Annotated in this window: 16 protein-coding genes and 1 pseudogene; 6 read left to right on the plus strand and 11 right to left on the minus strand. The window is 56.4% G+C overall.

The window, feature by feature from the left end; genetic code table 11:
* Nucleotides 1–100 precede the first annotated feature (100 nt).
* The 3 genes from KDX37_RS21645 to KDX37_RS21655 form a co-directional block, all read right to left on the minus strand.
* On the minus strand, nucleotides 101–994 hold the full coding sequence (locus KDX37_RS21645) for a hypothetical protein (RefSeq protein WP_231655065.1): 894 nt from the start codon (nucleotides 992–994) through the stop codon (nucleotides 101–103).
* A gap of 132 nt (nucleotides 995–1,126) precedes the next feature.
* Nucleotides 1,127–1,573 (minus strand): tryptophan-rich sensory protein TspO, encoded by a 447-nt coding sequence (gene tspO / locus KDX37_RS21650; RefSeq protein ID WP_231655066.1) that lies wholly within the window; start codon nucleotides 1,571–1,573, stop codon nucleotides 1,127–1,129.
* 188 nt (nucleotides 1,574–1,761) lie between these two features.
* Nucleotides 1,762–2,934, minus strand: coding sequence for a TDT family transporter (locus KDX37_RS21655; protein WP_231655067.1), 1,173 nt, complete (start codon nucleotides 2,932–2,934; stop codon nucleotides 1,762–1,764).
* Between the two features lie 108 nt (nucleotides 2,935–3,042).
* On the opposite strand from KDX37_RS21655, the gene KDX37_RS21660 reads away from it, so the two are divergent.
* On the plus strand, nucleotides 3,043–3,954 hold the full coding sequence (locus KDX37_RS21660; protein WP_231655068.1) for a LysR family transcriptional regulator: 912 nt from the start codon (nucleotides 3,043–3,045) through the stop codon (nucleotides 3,952–3,954).
* A gap of 92 nt (nucleotides 3,955–4,046) precedes the next feature.
* On the opposite strand, the gene KDX37_RS21665 is transcribed toward KDX37_RS21660, so the two are convergent.
* Nucleotides 4,047–4,355, minus strand: coding sequence for an AzlD family protein (locus KDX37_RS21665; RefSeq protein ID WP_231655069.1), 309 nt, complete (start codon nucleotides 4,353–4,355; stop codon nucleotides 4,047–4,049).
* Entirely contained in the window at nucleotides 4,352–5,062 is a 711-nt protein-coding gene (locus KDX37_RS21670; protein ID WP_231655070.1) for an AzlC family ABC transporter permease, read from the minus strand. Before KDX37_RS21670 ends, KDX37_RS21665 begins: the two co-directional genes overlap by 4 nt.
* Before the next feature lie 281 nt (nucleotides 5,063–5,343).
* Between KDX37_RS21670 and KDX37_RS21675 the strand changes: the two genes are divergently transcribed.
* Nucleotides 5,344–6,525, plus strand: coding sequence for an HPP family protein (locus KDX37_RS21675; protein ID WP_231655071.1), 1,182 nt, complete (start codon nucleotides 5,344–5,346; stop codon nucleotides 6,523–6,525).
* A 34-nt stretch (nucleotides 6,526–6,559) separates the two neighbouring features.
* Here KDX37_RS21675 and KDX37_RS21680 read toward each other — a convergent pair whose 3' ends face one another.
* On the minus strand, nucleotides 6,560–6,973 hold the full coding sequence (locus KDX37_RS21680; RefSeq protein WP_231655072.1) for a YybH family protein: 414 nt from the start codon (nucleotides 6,971–6,973) through the stop codon (nucleotides 6,560–6,562).
* Nucleotides 6,974–7,209: 236 nt separating this feature from the next.
* On the opposite strand from KDX37_RS21680, the gene KDX37_RS21685 reads away from it, so the two are divergent.
* Entirely contained in the window at nucleotides 7,210–7,656 is a 447-nt protein-coding gene (locus tag KDX37_RS21685; RefSeq protein ID WP_231655073.1) for a thiol-disulfide oxidoreductase DCC family protein, read from the plus strand.
* Nucleotides 7,657–7,856: 200 nt separating this feature from the next.
* On the opposite strand, the gene KDX37_RS21690 is transcribed toward KDX37_RS21685, so the two are convergent.
* Complete coding sequence (locus KDX37_RS21690) at nucleotides 7,857–8,219, minus strand: response regulator (RefSeq protein ID WP_231655074.1); 363 nt, start codon at nucleotides 8,217–8,219, stop codon at nucleotides 7,857–7,859.
* 23 nt (nucleotides 8,220–8,242) lie between these two features.
* A complete protein-coding gene (locus KDX37_RS21695) occupies nucleotides 8,243–9,682 on the minus strand; it encodes an ATPase domain-containing protein (RefSeq protein WP_231655075.1) in 1,440 nt (479 codons plus the stop codon).
* Nucleotides 9,683–9,921: 239 nt separating this feature from the next.
* On the opposite strand from KDX37_RS21695, the gene KDX37_RS21700 reads away from it, so the two are divergent.
* Nucleotides 9,922–10,116 carry a hypothetical protein gene (locus KDX37_RS21700; RefSeq protein WP_231655076.1) on the plus strand — a complete coding sequence of 65 codons (195 nt, stop codon included), beginning with the start codon at nucleotides 9,922–9,924 and terminating at the stop codon, nucleotides 10,114–10,116.
* Between the two features lie 90 nt (nucleotides 10,117–10,206).
* Here the strand turns inward: KDX37_RS21700 and KDX37_RS29825 are convergent, their stop codons facing one another.
* On the minus strand, nucleotides 10,207–10,800 hold the full coding sequence (locus KDX37_RS29825) for a methyl-accepting chemotaxis protein (protein ID WP_406646047.1): 594 nt from the start codon (nucleotides 10,798–10,800) through the stop codon (nucleotides 10,207–10,209).
* Nucleotides 10,774–11,562: pseudogene (locus KDX37_RS29830) on the minus strand (PAS domain-containing protein); the annotation flags it as partial. The pseudogene KDX37_RS29830 and the gene KDX37_RS29825, both read right to left, overlap by 27 nt.
* A gap of 353 nt (nucleotides 11,563–11,915) precedes the next feature.
* Between KDX37_RS29830 and KDX37_RS21710 the strand changes: the two are divergent.
* Together KDX37_RS21710 and ycaC are read left to right on the plus strand one after the other, a co-directional pair.
* Nucleotides 11,916–12,926 carry a helix-turn-helix transcriptional regulator gene (locus KDX37_RS21710; RefSeq protein WP_231655077.1) on the plus strand — a complete coding sequence of 337 codons (1,011 nt, stop codon included), beginning with the start codon at nucleotides 11,916–11,918 and terminating at the stop codon, nucleotides 12,924–12,926.
* A 315-nt stretch (nucleotides 12,927–13,241) separates the two neighbouring features.
* Entirely contained in the window at nucleotides 13,242–13,868 is a 627-nt protein-coding gene (gene ycaC, locus KDX37_RS21715; RefSeq protein WP_231655078.1) for an isochorismate family cysteine hydrolase YcaC, read from the plus strand.
* 183 nt (nucleotides 13,869–14,051) lie between these two features.
* Here the strand turns inward: ycaC and katG are convergent, their stop codons facing one another.
* A complete protein-coding gene (gene katG / locus KDX37_RS21720; protein WP_231655079.1) occupies nucleotides 14,052–16,322 on the minus strand; it encodes a catalase/peroxidase HPI in 2,271 nt (756 codons plus the stop codon).
* Nucleotides 16,323–16,972: the final 650 nt, after the last annotated feature.

Raw genomic sequence — 16,972 nt, forward strand, 5'->3', positions numbered from 1 at the left:
AAATAGCGCGTCCTTGGCGATTAAGTCAGAAGGCAGGAGGCCGAAATTACCATGAAGCTTATTAGGGTTTCACATGGCCGTGCTGAGCAAGGGCGGTGTCTCATGACTCCGTTTGCGAGCCCTCGCTGGCCTGGGCCTTGTTCGCGAGGCACCGGACCCATTCGGCATCCTGCGGGTTGATCACGCCGTAACGGTCCGGAGGGAAAAAGCACCAATGATGCGCCACTTCGCCCAGACGCTTGAGTTCGTTAGCGTCCATCCAATAGGCAGTGTGCGTTGTAGGCACGCACTCCCCCTCGAAACGCAGCCCCAGCGAGAGCTGAGTGCCAGGGGCAAAGGCAACAGCCAGTTCACGCAAAGGTTGCAGCTGCCTGTCGAGCGGGGGCATGCGCCCGACCCGCCCATAGGTGAAGCTGCCGGGGTATTCCTCTTTGAACACCAACCAGTGGCCCGCAGCGGTCAAGGCCAGTATCCATTGCGAAACCCCGCTGCTCTGCACAGCGCGCAACTGGCCGTCGCGCCAATGCATGATGGTGTTGACGTCCGGGTCAAAAACCGACGCCCACAGACTGACGACGGACAGCAGAATGTGACGCTCAAGCTCGACCTGCCCCTGCTCAGGCATGCGCTGCCAGTAGGCTTTGGTGGGATCGCGGGTATCCCGCCAGTAATTGCGCAATGCCCAGGCCGCCGTGAATAACAGCGTCGCCAAAACCAGCCAGCCAAACGAGGCGCCAATAACGCGGTCAATGTTCAGCTCGTGATCGATCAGCCCTTGGTAGAGCAGAAGTGAAACGAGAAACGCGAGGCCCGGCAAGAGCGGGCCGAACACCAGCGGCGGCATCAGCACGAAGAGCCAATTGAAACCATGACCCAACGCACGCTCCTGCGCCCAGGCCTTCTCCTGCGCAAGCATCGGCGCACGCTCCCGAGACGCGATGTCAGAGTTGGGGGTCTGGAAGCGCATCCACAGCGTGTGGGGATCGTCGGTCATGTGGGCATGAGTCTCAAGGGATCATTGGCTGGCGATGGCGGTCAGGGCTGGGCTGGGCTGGGCTGGGCGTCCAGCATCGGCCATAGTAGCCGAATTCCGTGGCACACCTGACTCAGCTCACCCCTCAGCGCCTCAGGCCTGCCGATTGTTGCGCAAGATAGAGAAATTCAACGCACCAGCCACGCAAAGCCACAGCAGATACGGCAACAGGATCAGCCCGGTGATGACATCCAGGCGCAGCGCCAGAACGACCATGGCAGCCACAACCAGCCAGAGCACGGTGATGATTACCATGCCGGCGAGAACCTTGTGTGCGCCAAAAAATACCGGTGTCCACAGGGTGTTCAGCGCAATCTGCGCAGCCCACAACGCCAGCACTTCCTGACTGCCCGGCATCTGGCTCAAGCGGTAACCGGCCCAGGCGAGCAGCAAGTAGATAACTGTCCAGGCGACAGGAAACAACCAATTGGGTGGCGTGAAGCCTGGCTTGGCAAGCGACTCGTACCACTGGCCGGGTTTGAAAATGATGCCGGTACTGGCCGCTGCCGCACAGGCTATGAGGAAAATAAAGAAGGTCATCGTCAGTCCTTGGTAAAAGTCCGCACCTGACAACGGTACGGTACATCTGAGTCTGCAAGCGTAGCGCCGCAGGCTGCAACGCACGCTACTTTCAAAGACTCAAACCACGGCCTGTTAATTCAATGCAAACCAGGCCTTGCGCCAGCTGCCAGCCAGGAGTCGACGCATGTGAACGCTGAATGCCCTGATCAGTGACAGGTTTTAGCGGCGCTCAGCGACGCAATACAAGGCGATACAAACAGATTGCCTCGATAAGCGCCCGCTGCGGTTCTGGCGGCGACCACCAGCCACATGGCGGCCAGTACAACGACGAGAACACTGCCCAGCCCGTCAAAGAAGGACAATTGCAGCATGGCGCCCAGTTTGAGCGTGGTCACGGCGTAAACACCCAAAGGAAAGGTAAAGGCCCACCAGCCCAGATTGAACGGAATGCCGGTCCTGAAATAGCGCGCAGTGATCAAGACAGCCAACAGCATCCACCACAAGCCCAGCCCCCAGAACAGAATCCCGGCGATCAGTCCAATGCCGGCTGCGACTTCGCCGACGCTGGCCAGACCATGGCTGGCAAAGATCGCAGGAGCATCAGAGCCCAGTACCAGCATGCCCAACGCGCCAGTGCCAATGGGGCCCAGCGACAACCAACTGGATGCGGCCATGTTTTCGTGGGGCAGTTTATGCAGCGCCAGGCGCAGTATCAGAATCACCAGAATGCTGAACGCAACAGGCACCGAATAGGCCCACAGCACGTAACTGGTGATCAGCATATTGAATTGCTCACCGGCGTCGCTCAGATGCGGAGCAATGACGCCTCCACTGACGGCAGCCACTTCAGCGGCCACTACCGGCAATAGCCAGACCGCCGTCATCTGATCGATGCTGTGTTGCTGGCGGGTAAACATCATGAACGGAATGAGCACGCCGCAGGCTAGCGCCATCGCCACGTCCACCCACCACAGCGCATGCGCCCAACCGATGACGGACTCTCCCCACGACGGTAAACCGTACTGCACCAGCCCATTGATGATCGTGGCAAGCCCCATCGGGATCGTGCCGAAAAACATCGACACCGTAGAGTGGCCGAAAATCTGCTTCGCTTCGTTGAAAAACATAATCCAGCGGGCGGCGTACATGGCAGAGAACACCGTGAACAGCGCGCAGTTGAAGAGCCAGAGCGCATGGCCAAGTTGTTTCAAAACAGCTATGTCGCCCGGCAACTGACCCAGCGCCAAAGCCAGAATGCCGGTGCCCATCGTCGCAGCGAACCAATTGGGGGTGAACTGCCGGATCGCTTCTTTGGGGTCACTGAGCGCCGCAAGCGGTTGGCCGCGCCCCGGGAATCTGACACAACGTGCGTCGCGCATGGCGTTTCCTGCCCTTGATGCCTATCGAATGACTGAAGAATAACGAGGTGAAACTAACGATTAAAACGGGTAGTTTCGCTATGACTTAGCCATTTCATAGGTAAACCGATGAGACTTACGCTTCGTCAGTTGGATATCTTCAGGGCCATCGCCCAACACGGTTCGACAACGAGCGCGAGTGTGGCGCTGGCGTTGTCACAGTCGGCAACCAGTGCAGCCCTTCAGGAACTTGAAGCTGCGCTGGACGTCAGGCTGTTTGATCGAGTTGGGAAACGTCTGGTCATAAACGATAACGGTCGGACGCTTCTGCCTCAGGCAATTCGGCTTCTGGAAGCCGCCGCGCAGATAGAACAAGGATTTCAACGCACCGATACTCTCAGGCGTTTACGGGTGGGGTGCAGCACTACAATCGGCAACTACATCATGCCGCTGCTGGTCGAGCTGCTGAGCAGACAGGCACCAGGTGTACAGATCGACGTATCCATGGGCAACAGCGCCGATATTGCCCGTCAAGCCGCGCAGCTTTCCATCGACATCGGCCTCATCGAAGGCCCCTGCCACTTGCCTGACCTGACCGTACGACCATGGTTCGAGGATGAACTGGTAATCGTTGCCGGTGCCGCTGATCCGCTGGCCTGCAAAGACAGCGTCACGCTCGACGAACTGCGCGACGCGCCCTGGCTGATTCGCGAGAGCGGCTCCGGGACGGCCGAGGAAGTCCTCCGACTGCTGCTGCCACATCTCGGGCGGTGGGGGAACACACGTCAGGTCGGCAGCTCAGAAGCCATCAAACGCATGGTTGCTGCGGGTGTCGGCATCAGTTGCCTGTCTTACTGGGTGGTTGGCGATCTTATTGCCCAAGGCCATCTGACCGTCCTCAAGCACGATATCCCACCCCATAGGCGACAGCTCTATACCGTGCATCATCGCGACAAATTCATTTCACAGACACTGATCGAGTTTCAGAAGGTGCTCGAGGGTTTCGCCTTGAATCAATCCGTACAGCAACCTCGCCGTTAAGCGGCCTGCCTGCGGCCGCCAGAATCGCGCCGCCGAAAAAGATGCAGCGCGATCGACTGGTCAGTGAATGCAACCGAGTCATTGCGCAACGTTCAGAGATGCCTGAAAACAGCGGCCATGGCGATTCCCGCAGCAATGGCCGGCAGCGGTTTTTTCAGCAGCAGCATCATCACGGCAGTGGTCAGCAAAGCCATCCGTGCGCCGATGTCTCCGGTGATTGCCAGCGGTGTGAGAACAGCGACGAGCACCGAACCGGACATCGCACTGATGAACTGCTGTACGCGATAGTTGATAGGGACGAAGGACATGATAAAGACACCGCCCCACCGGGTGGCCAGCGTGACCACCGCCATGATCAGGATGATGAGAAACGTGCCGTAGCCTGCGCTGTCGATGTTCATTTCTTTTTCTCCATCCACACCGCACCCAGTAAACCACCGGCCAGGGCGCCGACGACCACATGACTGTTTTCGGGCAGGTACCAGTACGCAAGCAGCGCCGAGCCGGCCGCCACCGCCCAGATGACCAGCATTCGTAGATTCTTCTGCCCGCCGACCACCATCGCCAGCAGAAAGCAGCCCATCACCATGTCCAGACCGAAGCTCACCGGGTCCTGAATAGCGCTGCCAAAATACAAGCCCAACCAACTGCCCAAACCCCAGGCCGCCCACAGGGCAATGCCACCGCCCAATATCAGTCCCATACCCGGCTTGCCGTTGTTGAGCGCCTGCATCGACATCGCCCAGTTGGCGTCCGACACCACCAGCATCACGCCATAGCGTTTGGCACGTGGCAGCTCGCGCAACCACGGGTACAAGGTCGCGCCCATCAACAGGTGTCGGGCATTGATGGCAAAGACAGTGATGATCAACGGGACCAGCGGAACCTGTGCGCCCCACAGATCGAGCACTGCAAACTGCGACGCACCGGCAAATACCAGAACGCTCATGAGCAGGGCCGATGTGCCGTCAAGACCGGTCTGGGTGGCGGCAAGACCGAACGCACCGCCGAACACCACCACGAACAAGGAAATCGGCAGCAGTTGCTTGAAACCCTGCCACACCTCATCAACACTCAGCTCGACTGAGCCTTTATCCGTACTCGACACCACGCTTGCTCCCGTTATGGCTCTGGCTTGCAGCCGTCCTGACAGTATTCTGCACGTCGATACCAAATCCGCAAAAGCGAATAAGTATGATGGGAGCCATTCGATTCATGAATGGATGAAGCTCGCATGCCTTGACCCGCGCATCGTGTCGATTCGATGAGGTGATGTGCAGTTCGTTTATGCCCATCAAGTGCTGAGTTACCATGGCCTGCTTCGCGCAGGCACTGGTCCGTCCAAAGAAGACTTCGCCTGCACCGCCCTTCTCTGCCCAATGACTGAATATGTCCAATTCTGCTGACCACCAGAAACCGTCCAGAACCTCACGCGTCAATCGACTGCGGGCATTTCTGCGCGCGCTGTGGCCTGCGCAGCAACCTATCAACCATCGAGAGAAACTGCGCGCCAGCATCGGCGCGGCACTGGGCATTCTGTTGGTATCAGTGCTAGCCGCTGGCTGGATAGAAGGCTCGCTGGCTCATCAGCACACCTTGCTGGCGTTGGCGCTGGTTGCGCCGCTGGGCGCCAGTGCGGTATTGATCTTTGCTGTGCCGTCCAGTCCCTTGGCGCAGCCCTGGTCGGTGGTGGGCGGCAATACGCTGTCAGCACTGGTCGGCATAGCCTGTGTGAAATGGATACCGGACGCGTCGGTCGCTGCCGGATTGGCCGTGGGCTTGTCGATTGCCGTGATGCTGGCGATGCGCTGCCTTCATCCGCCAGGCGGTGCCTCGGCATTGCTCATGGTACTGATGGGCTGTGATCGCTTTGGATTCGCCTTGTCGCCGGTACTGCTCGATTCGGTCCTGTTGGTCGCTGCCGGGCTGCTCTACAACAACCTCACCCGGCGCCCCTGGCCGCATCTGAACCGCGCACCAGTGCAAGGTCCGATAAAACGGGAAGCCGAGACGCACCTGCATCGCAGTGATCTCGACGCGGTACTGGCGCGCTACAACGAAGTGTTCGACATCAGCCGGGATGACCTGGAAACCCTGCTTGAGCAAGTGGAGGCGCTGGCCTATCAGCGCACAATCGGCGAGGTGCGCTGTGCCGACGTCATGACCCACGACCCCAAAACTGCACGTGTGGAAACATCGCTGAAAGACGCGTGGGAGCTGATGCGCAAACACAAAATCAAGGCCCTGCCAGTGGTGGACGACAGGCATCATCTGTTGGGCATCATCACTGTCGCAGACTTTATGGACCAGATTGATCTGGAAGTGCACGAAACCATGGCGTGGCGCTTGCGCGCACTCGTGCGGCCAAAAGAGCAGGCACGCAACGTGGGCACAATCATGACCCGCACGGTGCGTGTCGCCAGTTATGACCGGTTGCTGATCGATCTGGTCCCGGTGTTTTCCGAGAACGGCCATCGACACATTCCGATCATCAACGAACATCAACGCCTGGTGGGCATCATTACCCAGTCCGACCTGGTGAAGACGCTGTACAGGGCCGTGCATGGCTGACCTGCATCACGCCACTGCGCCGGATTCAAGAACGCTATTCAAGCTCTTCCACATGATCGAGCAGCGTTGTGCCGTATGAGTTATCCACAACGCATAGCCACCGCTCTGACAATTGCCGAAAGACATAAGTCGCTCGACGCTCAATGTCGGTTTTTACACCTGCCGCGCTGGTCACCTGAAGCAAGGTTTCCATGACCACCAAAGCGACGTCACCGCCAGGTATCACCTGCATCCTGCCCTGCGTGACGACCATGCTGTGATTGAAGTGCTCGGCGATCGCCACAAACGCCCGACGAATATTTTCCTTGCCTGTGACGTTCAGGCCCGGCTTGACCACAAGGGTTGCGTCTTCAGCGTAAAAATCCATCAGTGCATCGTAGTCTTGCGCCGTGATTGCACGATCCGCTGCTTCGATAGTGCTTTTTAGTGCAGTGGCAAGTGCGTCCATTCGTGTACTCCTGGTTCCAGTGCTCCTGAATGCGTTCAGCGCATGTTTTGCAAATCTGCGAAAAACGCATCGGCGTGCGCGACTGCTTCTTCAGACAAGCTCATGACTGCGGATTATGTCCGGTTTTATCAGACCACTACAGACCAGTCCAGAAAATGGATGATCCGGGATGACGGCCCATTGTCAGGCTGCTTTTTTGCGCCTATGGTGTTCAAAACCTATACAGGTCATAAAACATGTACAAGAAAGAGCAGTGGCCACTGACCCTTTATTTTGACGGTGAGTGCCCACTCTGTGCCCGGGAAATCAAGCTCCTGCGCTCGCGGGCTGCGCCGAGTCGGCTGCTTTTTATCGACATCAGTGACGAAGGGTTTGACGCCACATCACTGGGTCTGAGTTTTGAGCACATGCAGTCCTCGCTGCATGCCAGATTCAGCGATGGAACCTGGGTTACCGGGCTTGACGCGACACTCTGGAGCTGGAGAGCAGCCGGTCTGGGTGTGTGGGCGGCACCGCTGTCATGGCGCGTGCTGAGGCCTGCCCTAAATATCGCTTACCGGCTTTTTTGCCGCTGGCGCCCTCACCTTTCGTGGTTACCCCATCCTGACGGAAGTCGTCGCTGCGGCGATGACAACTGCAGCGTTGCACCAGGCAAACAGCCCTCTGGCAATCGTCGTCCGTGAGTCGTCGCAGCCGGGGCTGCGCCTGACCGCGTCATACGCAACGGTACAAATCAGACGGGCTTGAGCCAGAAGGACAGGAGTTGTCGGCACATGTCGTGATGTTTTCTGTGGTTGACCCAGTGTTCAAGGCGCAGGAAGAAGGGCCTGGAAAAGGCCCTTTCGACTGAGTGGAGGGTCCTGGAAAAACACTCTCTCGCTGGTCAGAATTGTCCGAGCAGCTTGCGGACTTCGGCAACGATCAATGCTATGTCGAACGGCTTTGCCAGCACGACATCAAACAGATCAGACCGCTGCATGCCGATGTGCGCTTGCGCGCCGCTCATCAGGATGATCGGCAAATGACTGATGGAAGGCAGCGCTCGCACAGCCTTGGCGAACTCAAGCCCGTCCATGACCGGCATCATGAAGTCGGTGATGATCAGAGCCGGCCGCTCTCTGTCGAGTACTTCGAGCCCTTTGCGACCATTGCTTGCCTTCACGACCATGAACCCCTCGTCCTCGAGCGCGTAGCTCAGGATGTCAGCGATCAAGTATTCGTCGTCGACGACCAGGATGGTGGTCATGTCAATTCAACCCGCACAAAGACTTAGGAGAGTGAACCGGACGATGACCCAGTGGATACTGACGGTTCATTTCTTGAAGCCTTTTTCAGGAAAACATCGTGGTCACGTATAACCACCTCGAATCGCGAGGGGTCATAGGAACTGTCTCGTACCTTAAGAATGGAAAGTGTCCTGCTTAGTTCAGCGTGATTCTCGACGAAACGCATAAGCATCAAATTATCGACGATGCTGGAGAGGTCCGAATTGGGCGAATTGAGTTGCGTGCCAAATACATCGTGCATCTCCCAGGACGCAAAAACCGTCACGCCTCTGGCGCGCAACTCGTTCATCAACGCGCTGTAAAAATCAGTCACCCGCGCAGGATTTGTCGAAACCCGAGTCATACCACTCAGGCTGTCGATGAAAAGCCGCTTGATGCCCTTCTCCTCGACGATGTTCAACAGCCTGGCGCCCAGGCCATCCAACAAGCCCTCGGTGGTTGGCTGCCAGACAATGTTCAACGCCCCGCTTGCCTCCATGCGCTCAATATCGATGCCCAGAGACTGCCCTTTCAGGCGAAGGCGCTGCGGGCTTTCATAAAAGCCGAAATGCAGCCCAGGGGCGTCAACGGTCGATTCGCTGAGAAACTTGAGCCCCAGGGTGGTCTTGCCAATGCCTGATGGCCCCATGACCAACGTCACGCTTGAGCCGTAGAGACCGCCACCCAGCAGACCATCCAGCGAATCGATGCCACTGGCGATACGGGTCATGTTCGCGCTGTCACATGACGATGGGCGACTGTAAAGACTTTCGATGCGCGGATAGACAACCAGACCGTTGTCGGTGATTTCGCACTCGTGAAGGCCAGTCAGTGCACCGCTGCCTCGGGTTTTACGCAACTGGATACGCCTGACCGAACGAGAGCCAAACAGCTCCTCTCCCATTTCGATCACGCCATCGACCATCGTGTGTTCGGGACTGCCATCGTCAAGCCGCGAACTGGTGAGAAACAGAACCGTGCAGCCAGCGAACGCTGCATGGCCCTGCAGCTCAGAGATGAATTTCTTGGTGTCGATCGGAGAGTCTGCCTTGGAGCGGGCATTGAGCAAGCCGTCGACTACCATCACCGTGGCCTTCTGCCGGCTGATCTCGCGCCTGAGCAACTTGACAACTTCACCCAGACCCTCGTTTTCCAGGGTATCGAATGCGCTGACAAACTGGATTTCTGCGCCGACTCGTGACGAGTCGAAGAAGGTCATTGTGGAAAGAAACTGAAAAAGACGGTCGTGGGATTCAGCCAGTAGCGTAGCGACCAGTACCCGACCTCCATGGCTCGCATGATGGAAGCCAAGTTGGTTGGCAAGAATGGTTTTACCGGACCCTGGACGGCCTTGAATAATGTATGAGGCACCCGCAACCAGGCCGCCCTTCAACAGAGCGTCCAGTCCTTCGATTCCGCTTTGAAGGCGTTTTAGCTTTTCCACAATGTAACCCTGACTTGAAAATAAGGCTGTCTAAGCCAAATGGATGTAATGCTATCGCCATTCCAGCTCTAGAGCCATTCACACTCAAAGCAAAGTTAAGACGGGCAATATGGATTCTGGTTCAACGCTTTCCGCTGTGGGATGACCAACATGCTCTTCGATCAAAAGTCGAACGGTTTTGCGAAACAGGTGGCTGTCCGCTGCGCCACGCGCGTGCGCAGGCTCGGAAGAAGAAAACCATGAAAGGAGTGGCAGTCGTTGCTGCAAGCCTTATCGCCAACGGCAGCTTCCAGAACGCACCGGGAGATGTCCCGGCACCGGAACCTGGCACCATTGTCATCAGGGCACTGCTGGAACAGACCGGCCTGGGTTTTGCCAGGCGCGGTTGTCAATTCTACGTGGGTACCTCGTGCGACAGGCGCTCGAACCCTTGACTTAACAGGCCCTGGACAGGCCCTTGATGGGTGAAAACGGGCAGGCAGGCAATCAGACTGTGATCGCCTGCCTGCCCGGTTTCTTGAAGGTCAAGCCGTAACGGCTGACTTATCCAGCCTGGACGCAAACACACTGACAGCCTCGACCGCATTGCTGGTTCCGCTGCGAATCTGAACAATGACCTGCCCTGCCTGGTCAGCCAAATCCACACCTCGCTGCGCACCCTCACGTGTGGAATTCATGCTGACGACTGCGTTGCGGGTTTCGGACAGAATTTTGCCGATCATGTCAGCGATTTCAGCCGTGGAGCGACTGGTACGCCCAGCCAGTTGCCTGACTTCGTCCGCAACTACTGCAAATCCGCGGCCTTGGTCGCCAGCACGAGCGGCTTCAATCGCAGCATTCAACGCGAGCAGGTTAGTCTGCTCCGCAATCCCCCTGATCGTGTTGACGATGGTCGTTATCTGTTCCGAGCGGTCTCCCAGCTGTGCCACAAGTTGCGCAGAGGCCTGAATACTGTCGGCAATTGACTTCATCTCAGTCGCGGTGTCACGGATAACACTGGCGCCCTGCTCCGCCAGCTTTTCTGTTTCAGCCGAAATATGGTAAGCACGAGAAGCCCCCAGTGAGTCGCTTTCGAACTTCTCTACACGCTCCGTGATATCACTGGCAAATTTTATTATCTTGCTCAGCCTTCCTTCCGCATCGTAAACAGGGTTGTAACTGGCTTCGAGCCAGATAACGCGTCCGTTCTTCCCTATCCGCTTGAACTGATCACTGAACGCCTGTCCTTCGTTGAGTCGACGCCAGAAATCCTTGTAATCATTGCTTGCGACCAGCCCAGGCTCACAAAAGAGACGGTGATGTTTGCCCTTCAATTCCGCCTGACTGTAACCGACCGTTTTGAGAAAATTCTCATTTGCAATAATGATGTTGCCCTGCAGATCGAATTCTATGACGGCAAGCGCTTTATCAAGGGCCTGGAGCTTCGCGCCTGTTTCTGCTTCACGCGTAACCTTGTCAGTCACGTTCAATGCATACTTCACAATTCTGGTGACGCGGGACTGACTGTCCAATACAGGACAGTAACTGGCTTCAAGCCAGACCGGCTGACCCTTTTTATCCAGGCGCTTGAATGTTCCCGATGCACACCGCCCGGACCTTAACTCTTTCCAAAAGTTTTCGTACGCTCGGCTATTGATCTCGCCCTCCGTGCAAAAATCCTGATGACCAAGTTTCACCGCTTCCTCAATACGATAATCCATTATTCGTAAAAAATTGTCATTGGCTCTAAGCACTTTGGCATTGACATCAAACTCTACAATTGCCATGGACCTGTCAAGCGCGCCAAGACCTCCCTTCAGTTCAACAATGTCGGCTATCCTGGCCGCCAGTTCACGTTTAAGATCATTATTGAACATCGTAAAAGCCTCGAAGAAATTCATGAAAAACAACCAGGGGACCGACGGTCTGCTCTTTCCAGGCTGGAGGACTGTAAAACAACGTCCTCTCTGATGAACCCAACACTGCGTTAAGAAGCATTACCCATCAGGCCTGCCCTGGCTTGCGCCGCCATCATCTGACAGGTCGTTAGCCTGTCTTGGCTGCCATGGCTTCTAATGTGCCAGATCGCCGAGGTGCTGATCGTTTCCCTTAGTCTGGAGGCGAGAAAAACCTGCGTTTTAATTTATTCTTGCGCTTTTTCTTAAGGCGTATTTATGGGGTGGGTGGTAAAGTCAATCCTGCGTGTCCGCTTACAGCGTTTTGCGAAGCTTTCAAGGTTAATCAGGGAGGCGAAATGGAAATTTACCGCTCAGCCAAACTTCATATTACCGACATCGACGTCGCGTCAGAGCACTTTATCGCCCACGATAGCTTCATCGCCTTGAGAACAGGAGAAAATGGAAACTTCGACTATCAAAAGCAGATTTGTGTCATCGGTAGCTCGTTTGTAAGCCTGTCGTTCAGTTTGTCAGGATGGGGGTATACATCATCTAACGAAATAGATGGATTTCTGATCACGATCCCGCACGCTGAAAGTGTAGAATGGCGCACGAACAGGGGGCGCCACAAGATCGCACTTGGTACAGTAGCACTGATTGATCAACGAGAAGTACTGGAATCCACCTACGCCTCCAATGTGAAATATACAACCCTTTATATCGCCAACATTGACCTGGTTCGCTACCTTGCGGTCGTGCTGGGCGAGCCTCCCAAGACAAGGGTGTACTTCCACAAGAACAGAGGCGAAGCGTGGCAAATTCAGATCATTCAAAGGCTGGCAGAAACGATTCTAGAGGTTTCTACACGATCGTCAGCCGACATTAAAAGAGTGACCGAGAGCCTCAAGGAGTCGCTGATCGGTTTCTTGCTGTATAACTTTCCGAGCAATTACACTCAAGTACTGGTCAGGTCCGAGAGCAAACTGACACCGACCTCCCACTCGATCAATGTTGCCGCTGACTACATGGCCGCAAGTGTCGACCCTCATCTGACTGTCTGTCAGGTTGCGACACATGCAGGCCTGAGCGTACGGTCCCTTCAGATGGGGTTCAAACGTTTTAAACAGACTACGCCCATCGCCTTCCTGCGTGAGCAAAGGCTGACGTTGGCCCTGGACAAACTGGGCGACCCGCACAGCTCGTTGACGCCCAAGGAAATAGCCTATTCCTGTGGCTTTACGAACTTTCAGCTGTTTTGCAAATATTATATTCAACGCTTCGGTGAGCACCCGAACATCACGCTTGCGAGGTTCAACGCCAGACACTCACACGTTGCGAAAGCCAAGCCCATTGAATCGGAAGATTAATGATCGACACATCATCGGCGCGCTCGGCGTCGACCAGGACCATCTGCCTCATCGAAAAGCACAGCGGGTAAATCGGGGCGACTGCTCCCGACAAGGCGGCTTTCATCAGATATCCCGATTGGTGCAGTCAGAAATCGCCATCTTGCAGTACCCACCCCCAGCGAGCTTCCTCTGGTAACAGAACCCTTGAGAGTCATTGTCACGCTCTGGTGGACAGTCAAACCCTTTTCAAGCCCTTTTTCAGTCGGCAACTCAACATTAATCTGAGCCCATGTTGAACGACAGCCACTCACCACATAGAAAAGGGATTCCATAATGACAAACGCAACCTACAACCGCCTGAACAAAGACGACGCCGTGGTTCTGCTGGTCGACCACCAGACAGGCTTGATTTCACTCGTGCAAGACTTCAGCCCTAACGAGTTCAAAAACAACGTTCTTGCCTTGGCAGATGTGGCAAAGTTTTTTGATCTGCCGACCATCCTGACCACCAGTTTTGAACAAGGCCCCAATGGTCCGCTTGTACCTGAACTCAAAGAGATGTTCCCGGATGCGCCTTATATCGCCCGACCAGGTCAGATCAACGCGTGGGACAACGAAGACTTCGTCAAAGCGATCAAGGCCACTGGCCGCAAGCAGTTGATCATTGCCGGCGTGGTAACAGACGTTTGCGTTGCGTTCCCGACACTGTCAGCACTGGCGGAAGGGTTTGATGTCTTCGTAGTGACCGACTCCTCCGGCACTTTCAATACCGCTGTTCAACAGGCTGCCTGGAACCGTATGACCCAGGCCGGCGCGCAAATGATGAACTGGTTCTCGGTAGCCTGTGAGTTGCAACGTGACTGGCGCAACGACATTGAAGGCCTGGGCAATCTGCTGTCCCAACGCATTCCCAACTACCGCAACCTCATGAACAGCTACTCAGCCCTGACTGCACGCTGAGCATTGATTCGCTCTCATTGATACCGTGTTCGGTTACAAGCGCCGTCATGAGCAGGATCGACGGAGTTGGCCACCGATCCCGTTTCGAGCCTTTCGAAAAAGCTTGCCAGCGTTTTCGAGTAATACCGGCCAAAAAAAAACGCCTCCACAAATGGAGGCGTTTCTGGGACTTACCACTAAACATCAATTCAGATCGAAACGATCCAGGTTCATCACTTTGGTCCAGACCGCCACGAAGTCGTTAACAAACTTCGCCTGTGCGTCCGCGCTGCCGTAGACCTCGGAAATCGCACGCAGTTGAGCGTGTGAACCGAAGACCAGATCGACACGGGTGCCGGTCCACTTGACTGCGCCGGTCTTGCGATCGCGTGCCTCGAAGGTGTCGTTGGCACCCGAGGTCGCTTTCCACTCGACGTTCATGTCCAGCAGGTTCTTGAAGAAGTCGTTGGTCAGGGTTCCGGGCTGTTCAGTGAACACGCCATGCTTGCTCTGGCCAACGTTGATGTTCAAGACCCGCAGGCCGCCCAGCAATACAGTCATCTCCGGTGCAGTCAGGGTCAGCAGTTGCGCCTTGTCGACCAGCAACGATTCAGCCGAGACCTTGTAATGGCCCTTCTGATAGTTGCGGAAACCATCGGCAATCGGCTCCAGGAAGCTGAACGACTCAACGTCTGTCTGCTCCTGGGAAGCATCTGCGCGGCCCGGTGTGAACGGAACCGTCACGTGCTGGCCTGCATTTTTTGCAGCCTGTTCAACACCCGCGTTACCAGCCAGGACGATCAGATCGGCGAGTGACACTTTCTTGCCGCTCGACTGAGCTGCGTTGAACCCGGTCTGAATACCCTCAAGGGTCTTCAGTACACCTGCCAATTGCTCCGGCTGATTGACAGCCCAGTCCTTCTGCGGAGCCAGGCGCAGACGCCCGCCATTGGCACCGCCGCGCTTGTCCGAACCACGGAAGGTCGAGGCTGCTGCCCATGCCGTCGATACCAGTTGCGGGACCGAAAGCCCAGAAGCAAGAATTTTACCCTTGAGCGCGGCCACGTCCTGGTCGTCGACCAGCGCGTGATCAACGTTCGGAATCGGGTCTTGCCACAACAGCTCTTCGGTCGGTGTTTCCGGACCGAGGTAGCGGGCAAGCGGGCCCATGTCACGGTGAGTCAGCTTGAACCAGGCGCGAGCGAACGCGTCAGCCAATTGATCCGGGTTGGCCAGGAAGCGGCGGGAGATCTGCTCGTAAGCCGGGTCGAAGCGCAGTGCCAGATCCGAGGTGAGCATGCTGGGCGCATGACGCTTGCTTGAGTCATGAGCGTCCGGAATCCTGCCAGCGCCTGCGCCGTTCTTCGGCGTCCACTGATGCGCGCCTGCCGGGCTCTTGGTCAGCTCCCATTCGAAACCAAAAAGGTTTTCGAGGTACTCGTTGCTCCATCGGGTCGGCGTCGACGTCCAGGTCACTTCCAGACCACTGGTGATGGTGTCGCCACCCTTGCCGGTGCCGAATGTGTTGCTCCAGCCAAGCCCTTGCGACTCAAGGCCTGCTGCTTCAGGCTCAGGCCCGACGTTGTCGGCGGGACCTGCACCGTGCGTCTTGCCGAAGGCGTGACCACCGGCGATCAGCGCCACGGTCTCTTCATCATTCATCGCCATGCGACCGAAGGTTTCGCGGATATCCTTTGCCGAAGCCACCGGATCAGGAACACCTTCCGGCCCTTCAGGGTTGACGTAAATCAAACCCATTTGTACGGCGGCGAGCGGGTTTTCCAGATTGCGCTCGCCCTTGTCGGTGCGGCTTTCCTCGTTGGCATGATTCTCAGGCTCGGCCACCAATGTGCCGTCGCCCGGTTGCTGCATTTTCTTCTGCGCGCCGTAGCGCTCCTCGCCACCCAGCCAGGTGGTCTCGGAACCCCAATACACGTCTTCTTCCGGTTCCCAGACATCCGGGCGACCGCCCGAGAAACCAAATGTCTTGAAGCCCATCGATTCCAGTGCGACGTTGCCGGTCAGTACGATCAGGTCAGCCCAGGAAATCTTGCGGCCATATTTCTGCTTGACTGGCCAGATCAGACGGCGTGCCTTGTCCAGACTGACGTTGTCAGGCCAGCTGTTGAGTGGCGCAAAGCGTTGCTGACCAGCACCCGCGCCGCCACGACCGTCACCCGTACGATAGGTACCGGCGCTGTGCCAGGCCATACGAATGAACAGCGGGCCATAATGGCCGAAGTCTGCTGGCCACCAGTCCTGGGACTGAGTCATGACATCGCGCAGGTCCTGTTTGACCGCGTCAAAATCAAGGCTCTTGAATTCCTTGGCGTAGTCGAAACTCTCGCCCATCGGGTCGGAGAGTGCGGAATGCTGATGCAGAATCTTCAGATTCAGCTGCTTGGGCCACCAATCACGATTAGTGGTGCCGCCGCCAGCAGCGTGGTTGAAGGGGCACTTCGATTCAGTTGACATGCTTGATACACCTTTTTTCATTGCATGCGGCCATCCAGTCCACTCGGGGGACTTCAGACGGTAGTGACGGAACTCAACAGCTCAGGATTCATACCAGCCGCTCAATCAACGATCAGGCCGGATCCGCAGACACGTTGCTTGGCGTTGACCAGATTGCCAAGAGGCTGGCTCACAACGTGCAACGCAAGCGCGAGCTCATTCTTGTCTCTTCATCAGGGTAAAACCGCACGGCTTTCGCCGGCGCTCTGCCAGATTAGCCTTCTTCGCGCAGATCTCTAATAGAAAGAATATTAATGTTCGATAGTCAGATTGTGGCGGGCATATCCTGTGAGACTCCATACGCATCAAGTCTTCGCCCGAGGAGCCAATCATTGCTGCGCACAGGATTGCCGGTGAAGCGTTCAACCAACCGATCCGGGGCCGCGCTGACTCGTCACCTGTATCAAATCCCTGTCAGCGGCGACACTTGGTGGTCTTGAAGGCAAGCGTCCGTCAAATACAGAGTACGCCCCGTCAATTGGCAATACGCCCTTCGTTGCCAGTTGGCGAATCAGGGTGGGTCGATATAGTCTTCTGATGACTCACTTCATCTCGCCCAAGCGTCAACCAGCGCTCGGCGCGGGCCCGAACATAAAACAAGAATGAGGAAA

The organism is Pseudomonas californiensis (assembly GCF_021147775.1).
Classification (GTDB): domain Bacteria; phylum Pseudomonadota; class Gammaproteobacteria; order Pseudomonadales; family Pseudomonadaceae; genus Aquipseudomonas; species Aquipseudomonas californiensis.